This is a genomic window from Microbacterium halotolerans, assembly GCF_003569805.1.
GTDB classification, from domain to species: domain Bacteria; phylum Actinomycetota; class Actinomycetes; order Actinomycetales; family Microbacteriaceae; genus Microbacterium; species Microbacterium halotolerans.
Genome location: NZ_KZ984051.1, coordinates 895825 through 917266 on the forward strand (window position 1 = coordinate 895825; position 21442 = coordinate 917266).

A 21442-nucleotide genomic window follows, 5' to 3' on the forward strand; every position below is an offset into this window, starting at 1 on the left:
ATGCGCGGGTTTCGGTCAGCCTTTGATGGCCGAGCCGAGGTTCGCGGATGTGAAATGGCGCTGGAACAGCAGGAACAGCACGACGACCGGGATCGCCAGAACGCAGGCGCCGGCGAGGACCGCGCCCATGGGGTTGTCCACGAACGTCCCGTTCGACTGTGAGAAGTTGGCCAGGCTCACGGCGAGCGGCTGCATCGCCGCCTCCTTGGTGACGAGGAAGGGCCACAGGAACTCGTTCCACGGGCCGATGAAGGTCACGAGCATCGCGGTCAGGATCGCCGGGCGCACGAGCGGGACGGCGATGGACACGAGGATGCGGAACTCGCTCGCACCGTCGATGCGTGCCGCGTCGAAGACATCGCGCGGGATCTGCAGGAAGTACTGCCGGAAGATCAGCACGGCGACGGAGTTGATCGCGAACGGCAGGATCATGCCGAGGAAGTTGTCGGCGAGGTTCAGATAGCGCACGGCCATCACGTAGAGCGGGATCATGAGCAGTTGGAACGGGATGGCCTGGACGAGCAGCACCAGGCCGAACACAACTCCGCGACCACGGAACGACAGTGCAGCCAGCGCGTAACCGACCAGCAGGCCGAATACGAGTGTGCAGGCCATGACGCCCGCCGTGAAGATCAGCGAGTTCAGCAGCGAACGCAGGAGGTCGATGGAAGCGTTGACCTCTAGGAAGTTGTTCAGCGTCAGGTTGTTCGGCAGGGGGAGCAGACCGAACAGGGTCGTGTCGCGCGTCTCCTGCAGGGCGCCGACGATCATGTAATAGAACGGGATCAGCGCCGCCAGGGCGCCGATGAGCAGCGCGAGGAAGCGCAACCCGGTCAGAGCACGCACGCTCAGGGGAGCGCGTCGCCGGCGCTCAGCCGGGCGGGCGCGGGCGGAGGCCGGAGCGGTCATCGGTTCTTCCCCTCGGTGAGGCGTCGGGAGACGAGTGACAGGATCATCACGGCGAGCACGAGGATCATCCCGATCGCCGCGGCGATGTCGGGCTGTCCCTGCTGGATGCCCTTCTGGTACATCAGCAGTGCCGGGGTCATCGAGGCGCCGTTGGGGCCGCCGCCGGAGAGCAGATAAGGCTCTGTGAAGATCTGTCCGGTGATGATGATCGACAGCAGGATGACCAGTGACGTCACCGGACGTACGGCGGGCAGCGTCACGGAGCGGAACCGCTGCCAACGGCCGGCGCCGTCCAGCTGCGCGGCCTCGTGGAGTTCCTTGGGCACATTCTGGAGAGCGGCGAGATAGAGCAGGATGTAGAAACCGAGGTTCTTCCACGTCACGTAGACCGCGATCAGCGGCATGATCAGACCCTGGTTGGCCAGCCATGACGGGTCGGGTGCGAGGCCCCCGAGGAGCGTGTTCACGACTCCGCCGCCGTTGAACAGGAAGATCCACACGGCGATTGTCGCGACGGAGGCGGTGACGTAGGGGATGTAGTACGAGACCCGAAAGAAGCCCTTCCAATGCACGACCGCGTCGAGCCCGGACGACAGCAGGAGCCCAAGCACGACGGTGAGGGGCACGTTGATGACGAGGAAGATCAGCAGGTTCAGGAACGCCTGTCCCACGGCCGGGTCGGTCAGGACCTCCTGGAAATTCGCGAGACCGACGAAGGGATGCTCGACCTGAACACTGGGGGCGGTGAAGAAGAAGTCGTGAAAGGACATCCACACGCCGAATCCGAACGGGATGAGGAAGACGACGACGACGAAGAGCGTGTAGGGGGCGCTCAGAAGCATCCCGAGCGGGTTCTCCCCGAGCCACCGCTGCAACCGGGCTCGGGCGCTGGTCCGCGGCCGTCGGGATGTTGTGGCTGCGGGAGGGGCTTTGCCTCTTGTCGTCATGTCGACTCGCTCCATTGCGACTGCTCCTCACTGATCTCTTCACGTGGTGTTCCAGTGCTGTTCGCGTCGGGATCGCGAGCGCTCGTGAGTACTTAGTAAACCGGTTTTGCGATCAGAGGTCAATCCGCGTGAACGGTGAGTGATGTCTCCTTATTGTGGTGCGGATCGAGGGGCACACTCTGGAAGCTAAATGGGGCTAAACATCAGGCTATGATCAAGAGATGAGCGCGGATGAGACGGCTGGCGATTCGGCGGTGCCCCCGGGGGTGACCGCATCCGATGCGGTGGGAGCGCGAGAGCGCCGCGTCACGATCGGCGACGTCGCCGCCAAGGCACAGGTTTCCAAGAGCGCCGTCTCGTTCGTGTTCAACGGCCGGGCCGGTGTGGGTGAAGCCGCCAGGGAGCGGATACTCGAGGCGGCGCAGGAGCTCGGGTGGCGACCCGATGCGCGAGCCAGGGCGCTCTCGCGCAGTCGCGCGCAGTCCGTCGGGCTTGTGGTCCGCCGGGAACCGGAGCTGCTGAGCACTGACCCGTTCTTCCCGCAGTTCGTCGCTGGAGTGGAGAGCGGACTATCGGAGGTGAAGTACGCGCTTGTCCTCCAGGTCGTCGATGGTGAGGAGACCGAGACTGAGGCCTACATTCGCTTCGCCCACGAGTCGCGTGTCGACGGGGTGTTCCTCACGGACCTGCGTACGAGCGACGACCGTCCGGCCGAACTCGTGCGGCTCGGTCTGCCGTGCGTCCTCGTCGGACCGGCCGCTCCTGGGCAGAGCGACGAGGAACCGATCGGTCTCGATGACGCCGCAGGCATTCGCCGCGCCGTTCGCCATCTGTTTGCGCTCGGGCATCGACGCATCGCGCACGTAGCGGGAGCCGCTCGTTACATCCACTCCGATGTCCGTCGGCGGGCCTGGAGCGAGGAGATCGCCGAGCTTGGCCTCGACCCCGGACCCATCATCGACGCGGACTTCACCGGTGCGGCGGGCGCTCGGGCGACGCACGAGTTGCTGGATCTGGCTCGACCTCCGAGCGCGATCGTGTTCGCCAATGACCTGATGGCGATTGCCGGTATGTCTGCCGCCACCGAGCGCGGGATCCGCGTTCCCCACGATCTGTCGATCGTTGGTTTCGACGACATCCCGCTCGCGCCGTACATCGTCCCGCCGCTCACCACGGTTCGCCAGGATGTGTTCGAGTGGGGTCGTGCGTGCGCGCGCACCCTCGTCGACATCGTCGAGGGGCGGGAGCCGACGCCGGCGCGGCTGCCGCCGGTCGAGTTCATCGTCCGGAGCAGCACCGGTCCGGCACGCGAGCGCTAGCCGCTCCCCATCCGACTCGAATGGAGCATGCATGTCCTTTCCCCGTCTCGTCGCGTTCGACCTTGATGACACGCTGGCGCCGTCCAAGAGCGTGATGGACCCACTTATGGGGGAGTTGCTTCTTGCCCTCGCTGGGCGGGCCGAGGTCGCGATCATCTCCGGCGGGCAACTCTCGCAGTTCATGATGCAGGTGGTGGACAGGCTCCCGGACACCGGTGCCGATGAGCTGTCGCACTTTCACCTCCTCCCCGCGTGCGGAACCCAGTACTACCGTCTCTCCGGACACAGCGTCGAGATGGTGTACGCGCGCGCTCTGACGGAGGACCAGAAGCGCCGCGCCCTCTCCGTGCTCGAAGAGGAAGCGCGTCGCCTCGGTCTTTGGGAGAGCGAGACGTGGGGCGAGATCCTAGAGGACCGAGATTCGCAGATCACGTTCTCCGCTCTCGGGCAGCAGGCGCCTGTCGACAAGAAGTCCGCATGGGATCCGACAGGTGAGCGCAAGAGTTCTCTGCGTGCGGCCGTCGCGGCCCGCCTTCCCGACCTTGAGGTCCGCTCCGGAGGTTCGACCTCGGTCGACGTGACCGAACAGGGCATCGACAAGGCCTACGGGATGCAACGGCTCGTCGAGCAGACGGGCATCGCTCTGGACGACATGCTCTTCGTGGGCGACCGCTTGGACCAGCACGGGAACGACTACCCGGTGCTCGCGATGGGCGTCGCCTGCCACGCAGTCGGGGGCTGGGAGGAAGCGGCGCGCTTCGTCGATGCCCTCCTGCGCGAGGCTGCACCGAGACCGGTGACCCGTGCACTGTAGGCTACCCGCTCGTGCTTGTCGCGCGCGTGGGTGAAGCGTGCCGGTGACGTGCGTGTCGCAGCTGCCGCAATCGGGACGGCCGGAGACATCTTTCGCCTCGGTTTCTGGCAGTTCCTCCGTATGCACCGGGTTTCGACCTATGAGATCGCACCAACCCTGCATCTATGATGCGATTCGGCGTACGGAAGCAGGTGCCAGGCGCTGAGCCGGAGCCCAGTGCTGCCCGGGGCCGCTCAGGCCGACGCTGAGTGGCCGAACGGGCACTCTTCCGGGCGCTCGACCTCGGCTGCGGGACGGGCGTCGATGCCGAAGAGCGTCTCGAGCGCGTCGAAGACCTCGTCGGCCCTCCCGGATGCCGCCAGATCCCTGGCGCGCGAGGTCGGCTCGTGCAGCAGCACGCCGACCATGTGGCGCAGGGCCTGCTCGGTGCGTTCGGTGTCGCCGCGGCCCTTCCCGCGTGCGATCTCCGACTCCATCAGCGAGAAGACGTGCTTTCGCAGCGCCACGATCGCCGGCGACGCGCTCTGCTCGCGCCCGACGACGCCGAACTTCGTGGCGGCGTCGCGCACCATGCGGCGGGCGTCGTCATGCGCCTGCAGCTCCTCGAGCGGGGCGTGCAGTCGGATCGTCTCGAGGTCGAGCAGCGTCAGCGAATCGATCTCTGCGACATCCGGAGCGACGTTGCGCGGCAGGCCGAGGTCGATCACGAAACCGCCCGACGTGCGGCCGCCGCGGCGCAGCAGTTCGGCAGTGATCACGGGCTGCTCCCGCGAGGTGCAGGTGACGACGAGGTCGGCATCGGCGGCGGCAGCGGCGAGCCCCGAGTCGTCGACCCAGTCGATGTCGTACTTCAGCGCGAAGCGTTCGCCGCGGCCGGTGGGAGAGTGCACAGTGATGTCGGTGACGCCCTGATCGCGCAGTGCGGCAACCGTTGCTGCGGCATAGGCGCCGGTGCCGACGAGCAGGGTGCGCTGAGCGGTCCAGTCGCTCACGCGGCTGTCGGCGAGCTCGAGGGCGAGCCGCACGAGTGAGCGACCCGCGCGGCCGATCGCTGTGGCGTTCTTGACGCCCTTCTGGGTCTCGGTGGCGCGCTGGAACAGCCGCTCCAGCTCCGGCGAGGTCGCGCCCGCCTCGTTCGCCTCATCGCGGGCGCGGCGGACCTGGCCGGCGATCTCCACTTCGCCGATGACCACTGATTCGAGGCCGGAGGCGACGGAGAAGAGGTGCTCGGCGACGCGGCCGGCCGAGAGCACCTCGTAGGAATCGGCGAGGGCGTCTGCGCTCACTCCTGTGCCCTGCTCGATGGCGTCGAGCGTCGCGTCGATCCCGCCGCTCGCCTTGGAATCTGCGACGTCGAGGTAGGCCTCGAAGCGGTTGCAGGTGGCGAGCACGATCGCGCCGTTGACGCCGTCAGCCTCGACGATGCGGGCAGAGATGGGGTCGCCTGGTGCAGACAGCCTCTCGAGCAGGTCGAAGGGGGCGGTCTTGTGACTCGCAGTCAGGCACAGCAGCACGGTGAAGATTCTACAATGCATCGAACCGTAGTTCTGAACGATTCCAGAGAAGGAAGGGTGGCCTAAGCCGGGCACAGCGATCTTGGGGGCGCCGGCTGGGAGAATGGCGCCATGGCTCCTTCCGATGCTTCCCTGCTGCGCGCGCTGAACGGTGATCGACCCGAGCGGACCCCGGTGTGGTTCATGCGGCAGGCGGGTCGATCGCTGCCCGAGTATCGGGAGCTGCGCGTCGGCACGCGCATGCTCGACGCGTGCCTCACCCCCGACCTCGCCGCCGAGATCACGCTTCAGCCCGTGCGCCGTCACGGCGTCGATGCCGGCATCTTCTTCAGCGACATCGTGGTGCCGCTGCGCCTTGCAGGCGTCGAGGTCGAGATCGAGCCGGGCCGTGGCCCCGTCTTCGCCTCTCCCGTGCGCACGGCGGCCGACGTCGACCGGCTCACCTCGATCGATCCGGATGTCGTCGCCCAGTCGGCAGGACCCATCAGAGAGGCCGTCGCCGCCGTCACCCGGGAACTCGGCGACGTGCCGCTGATCGGCTTCGCCGGCGCACCGTTCACACTCGCGGCCTACCTCGTCGAGGGCGGCCCGTCGAAGGAGCACATGCGCGCTCGCGCCATGATGGCAGGCGACCCCGCATCGTGGAACCGGCTGGCCGGATGGCTCGCGCAGGTCTCGCACGCCTTCCTCGGCGCACAGATCGACGCCGGCGCATCAGCCGTGCAGCTGTTCGACTCGTGGGCCGGGTCGCTCTCGCCCGCGGCGTACCGCGAGTTCATCGCCCCGCACTCGACAGCAGCGCTGGTCGGCCACGACGTTCCCGTGATCCACTTCGGCGTCGGGACAGGGCCGTTCCTCGATGACATGCGCCTCGGCGGCGTCGCCGACGCGGTCGGCGTCGACTGGCGCATGCCGCTCGACGAGGCGGCAGCCATCGTCGGAGGCGACGTGACGCTGCAGGGCAACATCGATCCGGCGATGCTGCAGGCACCGTGGCCGATGCTCGAGGCGCACGTGCGCGACGTGCTGGGCCGCGGCGAATCCGCCCGCGCCCATATCGTGAACCTGGGCCACGGCGTTCCGCCGGAGACGGACCCGGAAGTTCTGACCCGCATCGTCGAGCTGGTGCACGAGGAGCAGTGATGGCGGAGCGCACGGCACCCGCCGGTGAGACCGACCTCGCAGAGCTCCGTCGGCGCGCGGCAGGTATCCGGGTCGCGGTGATCGGCGCCGGCGCGGCAGGTCTCGTCGCCGCCCGCGAGTTCGCCGGCCTCGGCTTCTCGGTCGACGTGTACGAAGCGGCGGAATCCCCTGGCGGCGCAGTGCGCTCCGCCGAAGTCGCCGGCGTCCGCCTCGACCTCGGCGCCGAGAGCTTCGCCACCCGCGGCGGACACGTGCGCGCACTCATCGACGAGCTCGGGCTGGGCGAGGACGTCGTCGAACCGGGTACGGGCGCCGGCGGCGCGTGGCTGGCCGGGCTCCCCGACGGCAGGACGGCTCCGCTCCCGAAGGGCGGCCTGCTGGGCATCCCCGCGACGCCCTTCGCCGCAGATGTGCGTCGCATCATCGGCTGGGGCGGCGCCTGGCGGGCATACCTCGCCGACACGTTCAAGCCCGTCCTCACGATCGGCCATGCCGCCAGCCTCGGAAAGCTGGTGCGTTCGCGCCTCGGCAACACGATCGCCGACCGGCTGGTCGCTCCCGTCACCAGCGGGGTGTACTCCGCGGACCCCGACGACATCGATCCGGATGTCGCCGCTCCCGGCCTCGGCGCGGCCATCACGAAGACGGGCAGGCTGTTCAGCGCGGTCGACCGGCTCCAGCGCGAGCGGCGCGACGCCGTCAAGGCTCCGGGCTCGGCGGTGCAGGGAATCGCAGGCGGGATGGGGCGCCTCATCGACGCGCTCATCGAGGACCTCGCCACCCACGGCGTCACCTTCTGCACCGCGACGGAGGTCGAACGACTCGAACACGATGGCGCGTGGCGGGTCGTGACGAGCGGGACGGCGCCCGAACATCCGGATGCGGTCGATTCCGAAGGCTCGGAAAGCACCGACGACAGAGACGACGAACCGGATGCTCCTGCGTACGACGCCGTGTTCGTCGCGACCGACGAGGGCATGGCGCGGCGGCTGCTCTCCCCGCACACCGAGGGCCTCGCGCCCGCAGCGTCGCACGACGGCCCGGCTGTCGCGGTCGCGACGCTTGTGCTCGACGCGCCGCAGCTCGACACGGCGCCGCGCGGCACCGGAGTGCTGACGGTGCCCGGTTCGTTCCGTGCCAAGGCGCTCACCCACGTCACCGCGAAGTGGGCATGGGTCGGTGACACGCTCGAGTCCGGCCGTCACGTGGTCCGAGTGTCGTTCGGCGCGCAGGGCGACGCGCCCGCCACAGACGGGCTCTCCGAGGACGAGGCGGCGCAGCTCGCACTGGAGCAGGCCTCGGCCATGCTCGGAGTGGAGCTCGCACTGGAGCAGCTCGTCGACATCCGGATCCAGCGCTTCGCGCAGTCGCAGCCTGCCGCCGCGATCGGGCGTCGCGAGGCCGTCGAGGCGGCTCGCAACCGCGTCATCGCGGTCGAGGGTCTCGGCGTCGCCGGCGCGTGGATCGCGGGCACGGGGCTGGCGCAGGTCGTTCCGGATGCCGTGGCAGAGGCGGATCGCCTCCGTCACGCCGTGCTGTGGCGTGCAGGCGAGTCGTAGGGCGCACGTGCGGAGGTCTGTGCACCGTCCGGTGCGGGAGATATTCCGCCGAAGGAATGCGGCGCCAGCGCTGTGCGGCTATCGTGGGACCAGACTCGACCGGACGACGTGAGGAGACCCCATGCGGGGGAAAGTGGGACTCGTGATCGGCCTCGGCGTGGGGTACGTGCTGGGCACACGTGCTGGGCGTCAGCGCTACGAGCAGATCAAGACAGGCGCCCAGAAGGTGTGGAACCTCGATCCTGTCCAGGAGCAGGTGAGCAAGGCCAAGGACTTGGCGGCGTCCAGCGCCATGAAGCTTCCGCGCGTCGCGTGGGACGCCGTCGCGAAGGTCGCGAAGACTGCAGCGAACCAAGGATCGACGCCGGGCGAGAAGCTCGACGCCACGATCGACACAACCAAGGAGTCCGTCCGCGATATCAAGAAAGCCGCGACTGACTGATGACCCGCGAGAAGAAGAAGGGTTCGCCGGTCCGCGATCGCAACGATGATGGGCTCTTCACCCTCATCGGCGACGTGCCCGGCCTGGTCAGGAACCTGCTGGTCGCCGAGTGGAACGCGCTGAAGGTCTATCTCGGCAAGCTGATCAAGCACGGCAGCTGGACGGCCATCCTGGCCATCGCCGCGCTGTTCTTCCTGTTCTGGACGATCCCGGCGTTCCTCACGTTCCTGATCATTCTGCTGGATCTCTGGCTGCCGCTGTGGGCTGCAGCGCTCATCGTGCTCGGCATCGGGGTGGTCTTCATTGCGATCTGCGGCCTGTGGGCCTGGATAGGGCACATCAGGAAGATCCAGAAACTGGAGAGCCCCGGCCAGGCGGCGAAGACCGACGCCGGAATCGTGAAGGAGTTCGCGGATGAGTTCTGAGTCGAAGACGGTCGTCCCGAGCGGCATCACCGACCCCGTCGAGCGCGCGCGCGTCGAGCTGACGGCCGCGCTCGCCGCAATCGAGAGCAAGGCGAACTTCCCGGCTCGCGCGGCCGAGGCCGCGGGGCGCAGAGCCGACGAGGCGCGCAGGTTCGCCCGCCGTGAGCCCGTGGCCGCTGCGATCGTCGCCGCAGGCGTCGCGGCGGGCATCGGCACGGCGGTGTGGGGAGTCGCGAAACTCATCGCCAAGAGATGACCGATGTGTCGGCGCATGCGCCGATGATGAAGAGATCCGGATGGGCCGTTGCGGTTCATCCGGATCTTTTCGTGTGAGCGGGTGTCGGTGGGACAATGAAGCCATGGCCGAGACTTCCTCCGAATCCCCCGCGACGAGCAGCGACAACTACAGCCTGTTCGTCGTGTGGCGTCGCAACCCCGATCAGCCCGTTCGGGAGACCGACGAGACCGAGCTCGAGAACATCGTCACGTTCCTCGGAGAACGGGGCGTCACGGTGCGCGGCTTCTACGATGTGTCTGGTCTGCGCGCCGACGCCGATCTGATGGTGTGGCTGCACGGCCCCATCGCCGAAGATCTGCAGCGCGCCGTGCGCCGTCTGCGCCGCACCGAGCTGCTGCGACCGCTGCTGCCGACGTGGAATGCGATGTCGGTGCACCGCGACGCCGAGTTCAACAAGGCCCACGTTCCAGGCTATCTGCGCGGCATCGCGCCGAAGGGCTGGCTGACCGTCTACCCGTTCGTGCGCAGCCACGAGTGGTACCTGCTGCCGGACGACGAGCGTCGCGGCATGCTCGCGGACCACGGTCGCAAGGGCGCGGCCTTCAAGGGCGTCACGGCCAACACGATGGCGGCCTTCGCGCTCGGCGACTACGAGTGGATGCTGCCGATGGAGGCCGACGAGCTCACCGACCTGGTCGACATGATGCGCGACCTGCGCTACACCGACGCCCGCCGGCATGTGAGGGAGGAGACGCCGTTCTACACGGGGCGGCGGATTCCGATCGCAGAGATTCCGGAAATCCTGCAGTGACCGACGCCATCCGACTCGGCACGCGCCGCAGCAACCTCGCGATGGCCCAGTCCGGCATCGTGGCGAGGGAGTTGGAGCGCACGGCGGGGAGGGCCGTCGAACTGGTGCCGATCACCAGCGAGGGCGATACGAATCGCGCGTCGCTGGCGAGCATGGGCGGCACGGGAGTGTTCGCGACCCGCCTGCGCGAGGCCCTGCTCGCCGATCGCTGCGACGTGCTCGTGCACTCGCTGAAGGATCTTCCGACGACGCAGCCGCCTGGTCTGGTCGTGGCCGCGACGCCGAAGCGCGTCGATCCCCGTGACGTGATCATCACCCGCGACGGCACCCCCCTCGAGGATCTGCCTGAGGGCAGCACCGTCGGGACCGGGTCGCCGCGGAGGATGGCGCAGGTGCGCAGAGCCAACCCGGGTGCGGAGGTCCGCGACCTGCGGGGCAACGTCGACTCGCGCATGGCGCGCGTGCGCGACGGCGAGCTCGACGCGATCGTGCTCGCCGCGGCGGGGCTCGGCCGTCTCGGAGCGGAGATCGATCTGCACGTCGCTGCGCGTGATCTCGCCGTGTGGCCGACGGCTGCAGGTCAGGGCGTGCTCGCGGTGGAGATCCGAGACGACGCGGCGGAGACGCTCCGCGAAGCGGTCGAGCCGCTCACAGACCCGGTCACCGCGTTCGGGCAGGCCGTCGAGCGTCACGCGCTCGGCGGGATCGAGGCGGGCTGCCATGCACCGGTCGGCATCCATGCGTTCGTCGCGGGGGGCGAGGTGCGCGTCCGTGCCGACGTGTACGCGTCGCATTCCGGCGACGACGTCACTCTCGACGATGCCTGGACGCTCTCGCCTGGCGTTTTTTCAGGTGAGGGGTATAGTCGGGGTTCAGGCAGCGACGCAGCTACCGCTGGCGCGTCCGAGCGCGCACGCGACATCGGAATCGATGTCGCACGTCGGCTGCTCATTGCAGGGGCGGCCGGCCTGGTAGCCGACAACCCCTCCTGAATCACATGAGCAACAAGAATCCCTCCAAGCCCTCGAAACCGCTCACCGGCTGGCGCGTTCTGGTTCCCAGAGGCGGCCCGTGGGGCGACAGCGTCGCAGCGACTCTGCGCAGCAAAGGCGCAGTGCCCGTGGTCGCGCCGCTGATCAACTTCGCCTCCACCGACGACACCGACACGCTCGAGCAGTCGCTCCGCGATCTCGCCGCGGGCGAATTCGATTGGCTCACCGTCACGAGCGCGACGACGGTCGACGTGCTGTACTCGTATCAAGCCACCATCCCGCCGTCGACCAAGGTGGCGGCGGTCGGCGAGACGACGGCCGCGGCGCTCAAGGCCGTCGGCTATCCGGTCGATCTCGTTCCCGATCGTGACAACTCCGCCGCAGGGATGGCGCGTCAGCTGAATGACCTCGAGCCGTCGCCTCGCAGGATCCTCTCGCTGCGCAGCGAGATCGCCAAGCCCGTGCTCTCGACGTCGCTGCGGAAGGCGGGCCACGACGTGCGCAGCGTCATCGCCTACCGCACCGTCGGCGTTCCAGTGACCGACAAGGTCGTCAGGGACGTGACGAGCGGGCGCATCAACGCCATTCTCGTCACGAGCGGATCCGTTGCGGAGCAGGTGCGCGAGCAGTTCGCCACCATCGCAGACACCACGCTGCTCGCGGCGATCGGCCCTCGCACGGCGCGCGATGCCGAACGCGTTGGCCTTCCGATCCGTGTCGTCGCCCCGGCGCAGACGATCGACTCGCTGATCGAGACGCTCAGCGGCATCGAGGTTCCCGAGCCGTCGGCGGAGGCGCTCGCGGTCCCACCGACCGAAGAGGTCGCAGTCACAGTGCAGGAGACCCAGTCGCTGCCGATCGCGCATCTCGGGAAGGCGAGGGGAGCGCGGTGAGCTTCCCCACTCATCGCCTTCGTCGCGGGCGACAGTCGTCGGCCGTGCGCCGGTTGATGCGTGAGACGCACCTCGTGCCGTCGCAGCTCGTGCTGCCCATGTTCGTGCGGGAGGGCATCGACGAGCCGAGCCGGATCTCGTCCATGCCAGGCGTGCAGCAGCACACGATGGACTCGCTGCGCCGCGCCGTGAACGAGGCGGCGGAAGCAGGCGTGAGCGGCGTGATGCTGTTCGGCGTGCCGGCCGTGCGCGACGCGACCGGTTCGGCGGCGGACGATCCGGATGGCATCCTCAACGCGGCGACCAGGGCCGTCGCCGCGGAGGTGGGCGACGAGCTCGTGGTGCAGACCGATCTGTGCCTCGACGAGTTCACCGACCACGGCCACTGCGGCGTGCTCACGCCATCCGGTGCCGTTGACAACGACGCAACGCTGGAGCGCTACGCATCGACGGCGCTCGCACAGGCCAGAGCGGGCTCGCAGCTGCTCGGGCTCAGCGGCATGATGGACGGCCAGACCCGAGTCGTGCGTGACGCGCTCGACGAGGCGGGGTTCACCGACACGATGATCATGGCCTATTCGGCCAAGTACGCCGGCGCCTTCTATGGGCCGTTCCGTGAGGCGGTCGATTCGCAGCTGACCGGCGACCGCAAGACGTACCAGATGGACCCGGCCAACGCGCGCGAGGGCGTGCGCGAGGCGATCCTCGACGTCGAAGAAGGCGCGGACGCCGTCATGGTCAAGCCCGGCCTGCCGTATCTCGACGTGCTCGCCGAGGTGCGTGCCTGTGTCGACGTGCCGGTGTGGAGCTATCAGGTCTCCGGCGAGTACTCGATGATCGAGGCCGCAGCGGCCAACGGATGGCTCGACCGGCGGGCGACGATCCTGGATTCGCTCACGGCGTTCCGCCGTGCCGGGGCTGACACGATCCTCAGCTACTGGGCCGTCGAGGCCGCCCGCTGGATCCGCGAGGGGCTGTAGCGAGCGGCTCCGCGCGCACCATGCGCCAGCTCGGCATCAGCGGGCTCGTGCGGGGCCGACGCCTGCTGACGACGATCCCGGATCGAAACGGCGAGCGCACCGGACCTGTGGGAGCGGGGCATCGCCGCCTCGTTCAGGAGCATCGCCGACGCGTATGACACTGACCTCGCCGAGTCGACGATCGGGCTGGTCGAGAACGAGGCGATCCGTGAGGGGCGATCCGTCAGCTGCTCAGGCGCTGCGGCCCGGCACCCTGCGTACCAAGGGCGTCGTCGGGGTTGAGCAGGCCGCAGGCCTTCATGGACAGGCAGCCGCAGCCGATGCAACCGGTGAGCTCGCGTTCGAGGCGTTCGATACCCTCGCGGCGAGTCTTGAGCTCGCGTTTCCAACGTCGCGAGGCCCGTTGCCAGTCGGCGTGACTCGGGGTCTCGGTGAGCGGCACGTCGGCGAAGGCCGACTGCACGTCGGAGAGCGGGATGCCGAGACGCTTGGCGACCGTGATGAGCGAGACCCGGCGCAGCATGTGTCTGGCGTAGCGACGCTGGTTGCCTGGTGTGCGGGTCGAGGCGATGAGGCCGAGTCTCTCGTAGAAGTGCAGGGCGGATGCGGCGACCCCGGTGCGCCGGGTCATCTCGCCGATCGTCAGTGACTCGTCGGGTGCGTGCTGGCTCATCGGGCTGCCTTCCCATCTCCTCGATTTGACCTCAAGTCTACTTGAGGTTTTACGGTTGTCGAGTGGCCCCGATGCGGACCCGATCGACCCGAACGAGGACAGAGTGACCCGAATGAAGACCCACCGATGACCTATGTGATCGCCTTGCCGTGCGTCGATGTGAAGGACAAGGCCTGCATCGATGAATGCCCCGTCGACTGCATCTACGAGGGCGAACGGTCGCTGTACATCCACCCGGACGAGTGCGTGGACTGCGGTGCCTGTGAGCCCGTGTGCCCTGTCGAGGCGATCTACTACGAAGACGATCTGCCCGATGAGTGGCAGGACTACTACAAGGCGAACGTCGAGTTCTTCGACGAGATCGGCTCGCCCGGCGGCGCAGCCAAGACCGGGGTGTATCCGTTCGATTACCCGATCATCGCCGCGCTCGCGCCCCAGGGGGAACACACATGATCAACACCGAACCGCGCATCGCCGTCGTCGGGGCAGGGCCGGCCGGGATCTACGCCGCCGACATCCTCCTCGGCCTCGCACCGACCGCCTCGATCGACCTGTTCGAGAAGCTGCCGGCGCCCTACGGCCTGGTCCGGTACGGCGTCGCCCCGGATCATCCGCGCATCCGCAAGATCACCGACGCCCTGCACGACGTACTCGTGAATCCGCGCATCCGCCTCCGCTGCAACGTGGAGATCGGGGTCGACATCGAGATCGATGACCTCCGTGCGGTGTACGACGGTGTGATCGTGGCGACCGGCGCCGACCTCGATGCCAGTCTTGACATCCCCGGCATCGACCTGCCCGGATCCTTCGGTGCCGCGACGTTCGTGGCCTGGTACGACGGGCATCCCGATGTATCGCGAGCCTGGCCGCTCGAGGCGGAATCGGTCGCGGTGCTCGGTGCGGGAAACGTGGCCCTCGACGTCGCTCGGATCCTCGCCAAGCACGCCGTGGCGCTGACGGGTACCGACACGCCGGACTCCGTGCTCGATCAGCTCGCCGCCAGCCCAGTGCGTGATGTGCACCTGTTCGCCCGGCGGGGCCCGGCCGACGTGCGCTTCTCCCCGCTGGAGCTGCGCGAGCTCGCCGAGCAGAACGATGTCGACGTGATCGTCGACCCGGAGGAACTCGTCCTGGACGAGCACGCAGAACGGATGATCGCGCAGTTCTCGCAGCGCCGCATCATCGTGCGCACCATGAGCGAGTGGGCCGCGCTCGACCCCGCGACCCGGACGGCCTCGCGCCGCATCCACCTGCACCTGCGGCAGCGGCCTGTCCGCCTGCTCGGCACCGACCGAGTGACCGGTATCGAGATGGAACGCACCGCATCCGACGAACGGGGCCGCATGGTCGGAACCGGCGAGCTGCTGCGCTACGACGTCGGGGCGGTCTACCGCGCGGTGGGCTACCGCTCGACCGCTGTTCCCGGAGTGCCGTTCGACGCAGATCTCGGAGCCGTTCCGCACGCCGAGGGGCGAGTCCTGGATGCGGCGGGCGTGCCGATCTCGCGGTTGTACGCCACCGGCTGGGTCAAGCGAGGCCCGGTCGGGCTCATCGGCTCGACGAAGTCCGACGCGGCGCAGACCGTCCGCCACCTCGTAGACGATCTCGCCGCCGCCCCGCGTGCCCCGCGCGAAGGCGATCCGACCGCGGATCTCGGTCACGCGGTCGACCTCGACGGCTGGCTGCGCATCGATGCCGCCGAGCGCCTGGCCGGTGCAGAACGCGGACGCGAGCGGACGAAGATCGTGGACCGCGAGGAGATGCTCGCGCATGCGCAGCAGGAGCAGATGACGGAGGTTGTCCGATGACAGCGGCACCCGTACCCACGACGGTCGGCGAGGGGCTCAAGGCGGCATTCCGCACGCACCCCGCCGGCATCGCGATCATCACGGCATCCGCGCGTGACGGAGCCGTCGGCCTGACGGCGTCGAGCGTCGCCTCGGTGGCGGTCGATCCGGCCGCGATCGTCTTCTCAGTCACCAGGGCCACCGGTTCGGCGGGCGCGATCCTCGGTGCTGACACCTTCGTCGTGCACCTCATCGACGACGAGCACTCCGCTCTGGCGCAGAGCTTCGCGACGAGCGGGGCCGAGCGGTTCACCGCCGATCAGGGGTGGTCGCAGCTCGACACGGGTGAGCCGCACCTCTCGTCGGCTCGCGCAGCCCTGCACTGCCGCGCCATGCAGACCGTTGCCGTCGGCTCGTCGACGGTCGTCGTCGCCGAGGTCCTCGAAGTGCTGCCAGGGCCCCAAGGCCGCCCAGTCGTCTACCTCGACCGTCGTTTCCACGCACTTCCGCACGACACCCTCCACTGAAAGATCATCGAAAGGAAGACACGATGTCCACTCTCTACACCCTCCCCGAGCTGCCCTACGACTACTCGGCGCTCGAGCCGCACATCTCCGGCAAGGTCATGGAGCTCCACCATTCCAAGCACCACCAGGCGTACGTGACGGGCGCGAACACCGCCCTCGAGCAGCTCGCCACGGCGCGCAGCGCAAGCGACCTCGCGAACGTCAACAAGCTCGAGAAAGACCTCGCGTTCAATCTCGGCGGACACATCAATCATTCGGTGTTCTGGCAGAACATGTCGCCTGATGGAGGCGGCGCCCCAGAGGGCGAACTCGCCGCAGCGCTGCAGGGTTCTTTCGGCTCGGTCGATGCCTTCCGCGCGCACTTCACCGCGACGGCGCTGGGCGTGCAGGGATCAGGCTGGGCCGTTCTTGCATGGGACAGTGTGGGGGCGCGCCCGGTCATCTTCCAGCTGTTCGACCAGCAGGGCAACGCGCCCCTCGGTGTCACGCCGCTGCTGCAGCTCGACGTGTGGGAGCACGCGTACTACCTCGACTACCTCAACGTGCGCGCTGACTACGTGAAGGCATTCTGGAACCTCGTGAACTGGCCCGACGTGCAGCATCGCTTCGAGGCCGCGCGCTCTGCGACCCAGCTCATCGTCGCGGGCTGACCCTGCCGACCCTGCCTCTTGTGAGCGACCCGGCCCTCGCGAATGTCCGCAGAGGGCCGGGTCGCACGTATGGGGCGGATCGACCCCGCGCGCCACGGGCGAGCACGGCGCGGGGGACGCCCTCGCGCCGTGCTCGCCCGTACGCCGCCGACACTCTCAGAGAACACGCATGATCCGACTCTTCCGTAGCGACTGTTCGCGGGGGCAGAGTCGCCGGATCAGGAACGTTGATCACTGTCGAGGGAGATGGTCAAACCCGGCCTGCCGTATCTCGACGTGCTCGCCGAGGTGCGCGCCTCGGTCGACGTGCCGGTGTGGACCTACCAGGTCTCCGGCGAGTACTCGATGGTCGAGGCCGCAGCGGCCAACGGATGGCTCGACCGGCGCGCGACGATCCTGGATTCGCTCACGGCGTTCCGCCGTGCCGGGGCCGACACGATCCTCAGCTACTGGGCCGTCGAGGCCGCCCGCTGGATCCGCGAGGGGCTGTAGGCCTCAGTCGTCGGCGACCGTGACGAGCAGACGCTGCCAGCCGGATGAGCCGTTCGGGTAGATCGGGGCCTTCTCCTCGATCTGTCTGCGCCCGTCTTTGTCGACGGCTCGCACTGCGACGTAGTGGGTTCCGGGTGTCGCGTCCCATGCGAGAGTCCACTGCACCCACGTATCCCGATTGATCGGATTCGACAGGGTCGCGCTCTGCCACGCGCCGTCGTCGATCGAGACCTCGACCCGGTCGATCCCGACGGTCTGCGCCCACGCCATGCCGGCGATGGGTACGCGGCCAGGCGCGACCGGGGTGCCCGGACGCGGTGTGTCGATGCGGGAGGAGAGCTTGATCGGAGCCTTCGCGCTGTAGCCTCGCGGCGTCCAGTACGCCTCGTCCTCGGCGAACGTCGTGACTTTCAGCTCCGTCAGCCATTTGGTCGCCGATACGTAGCCGTACAGCCCCGGCACGACCATGCGCACGGGGAAGCCGTGCTCCAGCGGGAGGGGCTCGCCGTTCATGCCGACGGCGATGATGGCATCGAGTGCGGTGTCTGTGAGAGATTCCAGCGGAGTCGACGCCGTGAAGCCGTCCACGCTGCGCGAGAGCACCATGTCGGCTCCCTCCTGCGGGCGAGCCTTCGCGAGCACGTCGCGCACCGGCACGCCGAGCCAGACCGCGTTGCCGACGAGATCTCCTCCGACTTCGTTGGACACGCAGGTGAGGGTGATGGCGTACTCGTCGAGGCCCATGTCGAAGAGATCGCGGAGATCGAGCTGCACGGGTTCGTCGACCATTCCCGTGATCGAAAGGGTCCACGTGGACGAATCGACCTCTGGTACGACGAGAGCTGTGTCGACGCGGTAGAAGTCATCGTTCGCGGTGACGATGGGGGAGAGACCATCGATGTCGAGATCCGCGCCGCCCGGGATCGCGACTCTCCGGCCGGGTGTCGGCAGGCGCAGCTCCTCGCGCAGCGCCGACACTGAGGACGTGGCTGCGCTGACGATGCGGGCGCTGACCCCGACGATCACAGCCGAGGCGCCGACGATCGCTGTCGCGCGGAAGAAGGAGCGTCGATCGATGAATGCCCTCGCACGAGGCTCGGCTGGATTCTCGGGAGCCGCGGCGGAGGCATCCGAATCGGCCCATGCACGCAGTCGTGAGATCAGCAGCATGAGGACGACGGCTCCGACGACGGCGCCGGCCGCGGACGGGAGCCAGGCGAGGCTCGACGCGCCGGGCCGGGTCACGGAGGCAGCCAGGGTCAGCGTGCCTGCTGCTGTGAGCACTGCCACGCCGAGTGGGCGACGCCGGTACTGCAGGAGACCTGCCAGTGCGGCGGACACAAGGGCCGCGAGCCCGAGCCCGACGAGGAGTGCGATCTTGTCGAACTCTCCGAACACGCTGATCGCGATCTCCTTGAGCGGGCGTGGGATCACATCGATGACGACGCCGCCGACGGCGACGAACGGTCCTCCGCCTGGCGATGCGACGAGCGCGACGACCTCTGCGACGGCGAAGAAGGCGGCGGCGGCGATCACGCCGCCCACCATGCTCCACAGCCATGCCCTCGGTTCGTGCCTGTTCATCAAGATCGCCCTCACATATCCGCCCCGTTACAGGTTGTTCGGCGTGCGCAGGCCAGCGGATTGGTCCTGCGCGGCGGGCGCGCGACGGGATCGTCGGAGCCGCACAGACGCTTCCGGAGAACACGCATGATCCGGCTCTTCCGTACGAACGATCCGCGGGGGTAGAGTCGCCGGATCAGGCACGTTGATCACTGTCGAGGGAGATGGTGGCGATGGTTTCAATCCCCGGGCGGAGCGAGATCGTGGTGATCGGCGCGGGCATCGTGGGAAGCGCCCTCGTCAAGCACCTCGCAGCCCTCGGCGGGCGCGACATCCTGCTGATCGACAAGGGCCCGCTCCCCGACCCCGGCGGGTCCACCGGGCACGCGTCGAACTTCGTCTTCCCCGTCGACCACTCGCGTGAGATCACCGACCTCACCACCGACTCGATGCGGCAGTACTCCGATCTCGGCGTGCTCATCGAGTGCGGCGGGATCGAGGCCGCTCGCACCCCGGAACGCCTGCAGGAGTTCACGCGCCGGATGTCGTCGGCTGAGGCTTGGGGCATCGAGGCCGAGCTGATCTCTCCGCAGCGGATCCGGGAACTGGTGCCGTTCATCCGGGAGGACCTGCTGCTCGGGGGCTTCCACACCCCGTCCGGTGCGATCGTCGATGCGGTGCGTGCGGGAGAGATGCTCCGGCAGGAGGCGATCGATGCCGGGGCGCTGACGGTCTCCGACGAGACCGAGGTGACGGGCCTCGACAGCGTTTCCAGCGCCGACGGCCCGCGCATCACCAAGGTGCGCACCGACCGCGGTGACGTCGAGGCCGACATAGTCGTGATCGCCTGCGGCGTGTGGAGCCCGCGCATCGCCGAGATGGCGGGCGCGACGATTCCGCTCACGCCCGCCGTGCACCAGATGGCCGACTTCGGGCCCATCCCGCAGCTCGAAGCCACAGGCGAGGTGATCTCGATGCCGCTGCTGCGCGACATGGATGCGAAGATGTACGAGCGCCAGCGCGGAGCCGACCTCGAGGTCGGCTCCTACGCGCACCGACCTCTGCTGCACGCACCCAGCGACATCCCACCACTCGGTCACGGCCCGCAGACCTCTCCCACCCGGATGCCGTTCAGCGGTGCCGACTTCGTGCCGCAGCTCGGCCACGCGCGCGAGCTGTTCGGCGAACTGCTGAACCAGCCGGGTGTGAAGCGGCAGGACGCGATCGACGGACTGCTCTCGATCACACCCGACGGCTCCCCCGTCCTCGGCGAGACGGCGGAGGTGCGGGGCCTGTGGTCGGCGGCCGCCGTGTGGATCAAGGAGGGCCCGGCGGTCGGGCGCGCGCTGGCGGAGCGCATCGTCGCAGGCCACAGTGAGATCGACATCGACGGCGCGGACGTCGCACGCTTCCCCGCGCACGCCAGGTCGCGCTCTTTCGTCGAGCGCCGCTCCGCCGAGGGCTTCCCGAAGATCTACGGCATCAGCCACCCGCGCGAGCAGTACCTGTCCGAGCGCCCGATGCGCACCTCGCCGCTGCACACCCGCACGGCGGCGCTCGGCGCGGAGTACTATGAGGCATCAGGCTGGGAGCGCCCGCAGTGGTACGCGTCGAACGCCGCGCTCGTCGGCGACTATGCGAGCCGGATCGGCGATCGCACCCACGAGTGGGACCAGCGCTGGTGGTCTTCGATCATCGAGGCCGAGCACCTCGCGATGCGCGACCGCGCGGCGATGTTCGACCTGTCGTCGTTCGCGGTACTCGAGGTGGCGGGCCCCGGTGCGCTCGCTCTGCTGGAGCGGCTCACGGTCAACCGCATCGACCGCCCGGTCGGCAGCGTGGTCTACACGCCGATGCTCGATCCGGCAGGCGGATTCCGATCCGACCTCACCATCATCCGGATGGACGAAGAGCGGTTCGAGGTGATCACCGGCTCCTCCGACGGGCCGCGCGACGGAGCATGGCTGCGGCGCAATCTGCCGGGGGACGGCACGGTGCACCTGAGCGATGTGACATCCGCTCGATCGGCGATCGGTCTGTGGGGCCCGCGCGCCCGCGACATCGCCCAGCGCGTCGTCGACGCCGACCTCTCCGACGAGGCGTTCGGCTTCGCCACGGCGCAGCGCGTGAGCGTCGGCGGGGTGCCGGCCACCATGGCGCGGATCTCGTACGTCGGCGAGCTCGGCTGGGAGATCCACCTGCCGAGTGAGTACGCCGCTGCCGCGTGGGACAGGCTCTGGCAGGCGGGCGGCGACGACGGCGTGATCGCTGCCGGTGCCGGCGTCTACGGCACGACGGGTCGCATCGAGAAGGCGTTCCGCCTGATGGGCGCAGAGCTGACCGCCGACCGCGGCCCCGTCGAGGCGGGACTCGCCCTGTCGCGCGTGAAGGACGTCGACTTCATCGGGCGCGATGCGTACCTCGCCGAGCGCGAGGCCGACCCGGTCGCCGAGCTGGTGACCCTGGCGATGGTCGAGCCGCTCGCACCCGCCGCACACTTCCCCACGGGCTCAGAACCCGTGCTGGAACCGGACGGCGCACCCATCACCGATGCGCGCGGTCTTCGCAGCTATGTCACGAGTGCGGGCCCCGCGCCCTCGCTCGGCAGGTACGTCATGCTGGCGTATCTGCCGCCGGAGCGTGCCGCCATGGGCGCTCAGCTGTGCGTCGACTATCTCGGTCGTCGCCACCCCGTCGAGGTCGTCTCGCACGGCCGCGCCGGGGCGTTCGATCCGGATGGTTCGCGCATGCGATCCTGACGGAT

At 68.5% G+C, this 21442-nt stretch carries 21 protein-coding genes and 1 pseudogene; 17 read left to right on the forward strand and 5 right to left on the reverse strand.

Annotated features, from left to right (window positions below):
- Window positions 1-15 precede the first annotated feature (15 nt).
- Together DZG09_RS04095 and DZG09_RS04100 are read right to left on the reverse strand one after the other, a co-directional pair.
- On the reverse strand, window positions 16-909 hold the full coding sequence (locus DZG09_RS04095) for a carbohydrate ABC transporter permease (RefSeq protein WP_119696406.1): 894 nt from the start codon (window positions 907-909) through the stop codon (window positions 16-18).
- Window positions 906-1751, reverse strand: coding sequence for a carbohydrate ABC transporter permease (locus DZG09_RS04100; protein ID WP_240423677.1), 846 nt, complete (start codon window positions 1749-1751; stop codon window positions 906-908). Before DZG09_RS04100 ends, DZG09_RS04095 begins: the two co-directional genes overlap by 4 nt.
- 326 nt (window positions 1752-2077) lie before the next feature.
- Between DZG09_RS04100 and DZG09_RS04105 the strand changes: the two genes are divergently transcribed.
- A complete protein-coding gene (locus DZG09_RS04105) occupies window positions 2078-3175 on the forward strand; it encodes a LacI family DNA-binding transcriptional regulator (protein WP_119696408.1) in 1098 nt (365 codons plus the stop codon).
- 31 nt (window positions 3176-3206) lie between these two features.
- A complete protein-coding gene (locus DZG09_RS04110) occupies window positions 3207-3989 on the forward strand; it encodes an HAD-IIB family hydrolase (protein WP_119696409.1) in 783 nt (260 codons plus the stop codon).
- A gap of 233 nt (window positions 3990-4222) precedes the next feature.
- Here the strand turns inward: DZG09_RS04110 and DZG09_RS04115 are convergent, their stop codons facing one another.
- Window positions 4223-5503, reverse strand: a complete 1281-nt coding sequence (locus DZG09_RS04115) for a glutamyl-tRNA reductase (protein WP_119696410.1) — start codon at window positions 5501-5503, stop codon at window positions 4223-4225.
- Window positions 5504-5614: 111 nt separating this feature from the next.
- Here DZG09_RS04115 and hemE point away from each other — a divergent pair, with 111 nt between their 5' ends.
- From hemE to hemB, 9 genes are all read left to right on the forward strand, one after another.
- Complete coding sequence (gene hemE, locus DZG09_RS04120; protein ID WP_119696411.1) at window positions 5615-6646, forward strand: uroporphyrinogen decarboxylase; 1032 nt, start codon at window positions 5615-5617, stop codon at window positions 6644-6646.
- Complete coding sequence (locus tag DZG09_RS04125; RefSeq protein ID WP_119696412.1) at window positions 6646-8205, forward strand: protoporphyrinogen/coproporphyrinogen oxidase; 1560 nt, start codon at window positions 6646-6648, stop codon at window positions 8203-8205. The genes hemE and DZG09_RS04125 overlap by 1 nt, the downstream gene beginning before the upstream one ends.
- 121 nt (window positions 8206-8326) lie before the next feature.
- Entirely contained in the window at window positions 8327-8647 is a 321-nt protein-coding gene (locus tag DZG09_RS04130; RefSeq protein WP_119696413.1) for a hypothetical protein, read from the forward strand.
- Entirely contained in the window at window positions 8647-9072 is a 426-nt protein-coding gene (locus DZG09_RS04135; protein ID WP_119696414.1) for a phage holin family protein, read from the forward strand. The genes DZG09_RS04130 and DZG09_RS04135 overlap by 1 nt, the downstream gene beginning before the upstream one ends.
- Entirely contained in the window at window positions 9062-9328 is a 267-nt protein-coding gene (locus DZG09_RS04140) for a hypothetical protein (protein WP_119696415.1), read from the forward strand. The genes DZG09_RS04135 and DZG09_RS04140 overlap by 11 nt, the downstream gene beginning before the upstream one ends.
- Before the next feature lie 103 nt (window positions 9329-9431).
- Window positions 9432-10121, forward strand: a complete 690-nt coding sequence (gene hemQ, locus DZG09_RS04145; RefSeq protein WP_119696416.1) for a hydrogen peroxide-dependent heme synthase — start codon at window positions 9432-9434, stop codon at window positions 10119-10121.
- Window positions 10118-11113, forward strand: a complete 996-nt coding sequence (gene hemC, locus DZG09_RS04150; RefSeq protein ID WP_119696417.1) for a hydroxymethylbilane synthase — start codon at window positions 10118-10120, stop codon at window positions 11111-11113. The genes hemQ and hemC overlap by 4 nt, the downstream gene beginning before the upstream one ends.
- A 5-nt stretch (window positions 11114-11118) precedes the next feature.
- The gene (locus tag DZG09_RS04155; RefSeq protein WP_119696418.1) at window positions 11119-12006 is read left to right on the forward strand and encodes a uroporphyrinogen-III synthase; all 888 of its coding nucleotides are present in this window, start codon (window positions 11119-11121) and stop codon (window positions 12004-12006) included.
- Entirely contained in the window at window positions 12003-12986 is a 984-nt protein-coding gene (hemB, locus tag DZG09_RS04160; protein ID WP_119696419.1) for a porphobilinogen synthase, read from the forward strand. Before DZG09_RS04155 ends, hemB begins: the two co-directional genes overlap by 4 nt.
- A gap of 223 nt (window positions 12987-13209) precedes the next feature.
- Here the strand turns inward: hemB and soxR are convergent, their stop codons facing one another.
- The gene (soxR, locus tag DZG09_RS04165) at window positions 13210-13659 is read right to left on the reverse strand and encodes a redox-sensitive transcriptional activator SoxR (RefSeq protein ID WP_119696420.1); all 450 of its coding nucleotides are present in this window, start codon (window positions 13657-13659) and stop codon (window positions 13210-13212) included.
- Between the two features lie 126 nt (window positions 13660-13785).
- Between soxR and fdxA the strand changes: the two genes are divergently transcribed.
- From fdxA to DZG09_RS04190, 5 genes and pseudogenes are all read left to right on the forward strand, one after another.
- Window positions 13786-14112 carry a ferredoxin gene (gene fdxA / locus DZG09_RS04170; RefSeq protein WP_119696421.1) on the forward strand — a complete coding sequence of 109 codons (327 nt, stop codon included), beginning with the start codon at window positions 13786-13788 and terminating at the stop codon, window positions 14110-14112.
- Window positions 14109-15467 carry an FAD-dependent oxidoreductase gene (locus tag DZG09_RS04175; RefSeq protein WP_119696422.1) on the forward strand — a complete coding sequence of 453 codons (1359 nt, stop codon included), beginning with the start codon at window positions 14109-14111 and terminating at the stop codon, window positions 15465-15467. The genes fdxA and DZG09_RS04175 overlap by 4 nt, the downstream gene beginning before the upstream one ends.
- Window positions 15464-15973 (forward strand): flavin reductase family protein, encoded by a 510-nt coding sequence (locus DZG09_RS04180; RefSeq protein WP_119696423.1) that lies wholly within the window; start codon window positions 15464-15466, stop codon window positions 15971-15973. Before DZG09_RS04175 ends, DZG09_RS04180 begins: the two co-directional genes overlap by 4 nt.
- A gap of 23 nt (window positions 15974-15996) precedes the next feature.
- Complete coding sequence (locus tag DZG09_RS04185) at window positions 15997-16623, forward strand: superoxide dismutase (RefSeq protein ID WP_119696424.1); 627 nt, start codon at window positions 15997-15999, stop codon at window positions 16621-16623.
- A 246-nt stretch (window positions 16624-16869) separates the two neighbouring features.
- Window positions 16870-17115: pseudogene (locus tag DZG09_RS04190) on the forward strand (porphobilinogen synthase); the annotation flags it as partial.
- A gap of 3 nt (window positions 17116-17118) precedes the next feature.
- Here the strand turns inward: DZG09_RS04190 and DZG09_RS04195 are convergent.
- Window positions 17119-18699: a molybdopterin-dependent oxidoreductase gene (locus DZG09_RS04195; protein ID WP_119696425.1), complete on the reverse strand. Its 1581-nt coding sequence runs from the start codon at window positions 18697-18699 to the stop codon at window positions 17119-17121.
- A gap of 212 nt (window positions 18700-18911) precedes the next feature.
- Between DZG09_RS04195 and DZG09_RS04200 the strand changes: the two genes are divergently transcribed.
- Complete coding sequence (locus DZG09_RS04200; RefSeq protein ID WP_119697381.1) at window positions 18912-21437, forward strand: GcvT family protein; 2526 nt, start codon at window positions 18912-18914, stop codon at window positions 21435-21437.
- Window positions 21438-21442: the final 5 nt, after the last annotated feature.

What these genes read in the sequence shown, in the direction of transcription:
- DZG09_RS04130 (WP_119696413.1), top strand. Translation starts at nt 8,327, where the DNA reads ATGCGGGGGAAAGTGGGACTCGTGATCGGCCTCGGCGTGGGGTACGTG.
- DZG09_RS04195 (WP_119696425.1), bottom strand. Translation starts at nt 18,699, where the DNA reads ATGAACAGGCACGAACCGAGGGCATGGCTGTGGAGCATGGTGGGCGGC.
- hemQ (WP_119696416.1), top strand. Translation starts at nt 9,432, where the DNA reads ATGGCCGAGACTTCCTCCGAATCCCCCGCGACGAGCAGCGACAACTAC.
- DZG09_RS04105 (WP_119696408.1), top strand. Translation starts at nt 2,078, where the DNA reads ATGAGCGCGGATGAGACGGCTGGCGATTCGGCGGTGCCCCCGGGGGTG.
- DZG09_RS04200 (WP_119697381.1), top strand. Translation starts at nt 18,912, where the DNA reads ATGGTTTCAATCCCCGGGCGGAGCGAGATCGTGGTGATCGGCGCGGGC.
- DZG09_RS04185 (WP_119696424.1), top strand. Translation starts at nt 15,997, where the DNA reads ATGTCCACTCTCTACACCCTCCCCGAGCTGCCCTACGACTACTCGGCG.
- soxR (WP_119696420.1), bottom strand. Translation starts at nt 13,659, where the DNA reads ATGAGCCAGCACGCACCCGACGAGTCACTGACGATCGGCGAGATGACC.
- DZG09_RS04100 (WP_240423677.1), bottom strand. Translation starts at nt 1,751, where the DNA reads ATGCTTCTGAGCGCCCCCTACACGCTCTTCGTCGTCGTCGTCTTCCTC.
- DZG09_RS04125 (WP_119696412.1), top strand. Translation starts at nt 6,646, where the DNA reads ATGGCGGAGCGCACGGCACCCGCCGGTGAGACCGACCTCGCAGAGCTC.
- fdxA (WP_119696421.1), top strand. Translation starts at nt 13,786, where the DNA reads ATGACCTATGTGATCGCCTTGCCGTGCGTCGATGTGAAGGACAAGGCC.
- DZG09_RS04110 (WP_119696409.1), top strand. Translation starts at nt 3,207, where the DNA reads ATGTCCTTTCCCCGTCTCGTCGCGTTCGACCTTGATGACACGCTGGCG.
- DZG09_RS04135 (WP_119696414.1), top strand. Translation starts at nt 8,647, where the DNA reads ATGACCCGCGAGAAGAAGAAGGGTTCGCCGGTCCGCGATCGCAACGAT.
- hemE (WP_119696411.1), top strand. Translation starts at nt 5,615, where the DNA reads ATGGCTCCTTCCGATGCTTCCCTGCTGCGCGCGCTGAACGGTGATCGA.
- DZG09_RS04175 (WP_119696422.1), top strand. Translation starts at nt 14,109, where the DNA reads ATGATCAACACCGAACCGCGCATCGCCGTCGTCGGGGCAGGGCCGGCC.
- DZG09_RS04140 (WP_119696415.1), top strand. Translation starts at nt 9,062, where the DNA reads ATGAGTTCTGAGTCGAAGACGGTCGTCCCGAGCGGCATCACCGACCCC.
- DZG09_RS04180 (WP_119696423.1), top strand. Translation starts at nt 15,464, where the DNA reads ATGACAGCGGCACCCGTACCCACGACGGTCGGCGAGGGGCTCAAGGCG.
- DZG09_RS04155 (WP_119696418.1), top strand. Translation starts at nt 11,119, where the DNA reads ATGAGCAACAAGAATCCCTCCAAGCCCTCGAAACCGCTCACCGGCTGG.
- DZG09_RS04095 (WP_119696406.1), bottom strand. Translation starts at nt 909, where the DNA reads ATGACCGCTCCGGCCTCCGCCCGCGCCCGCCCGGCTGAGCGCCGGCGA.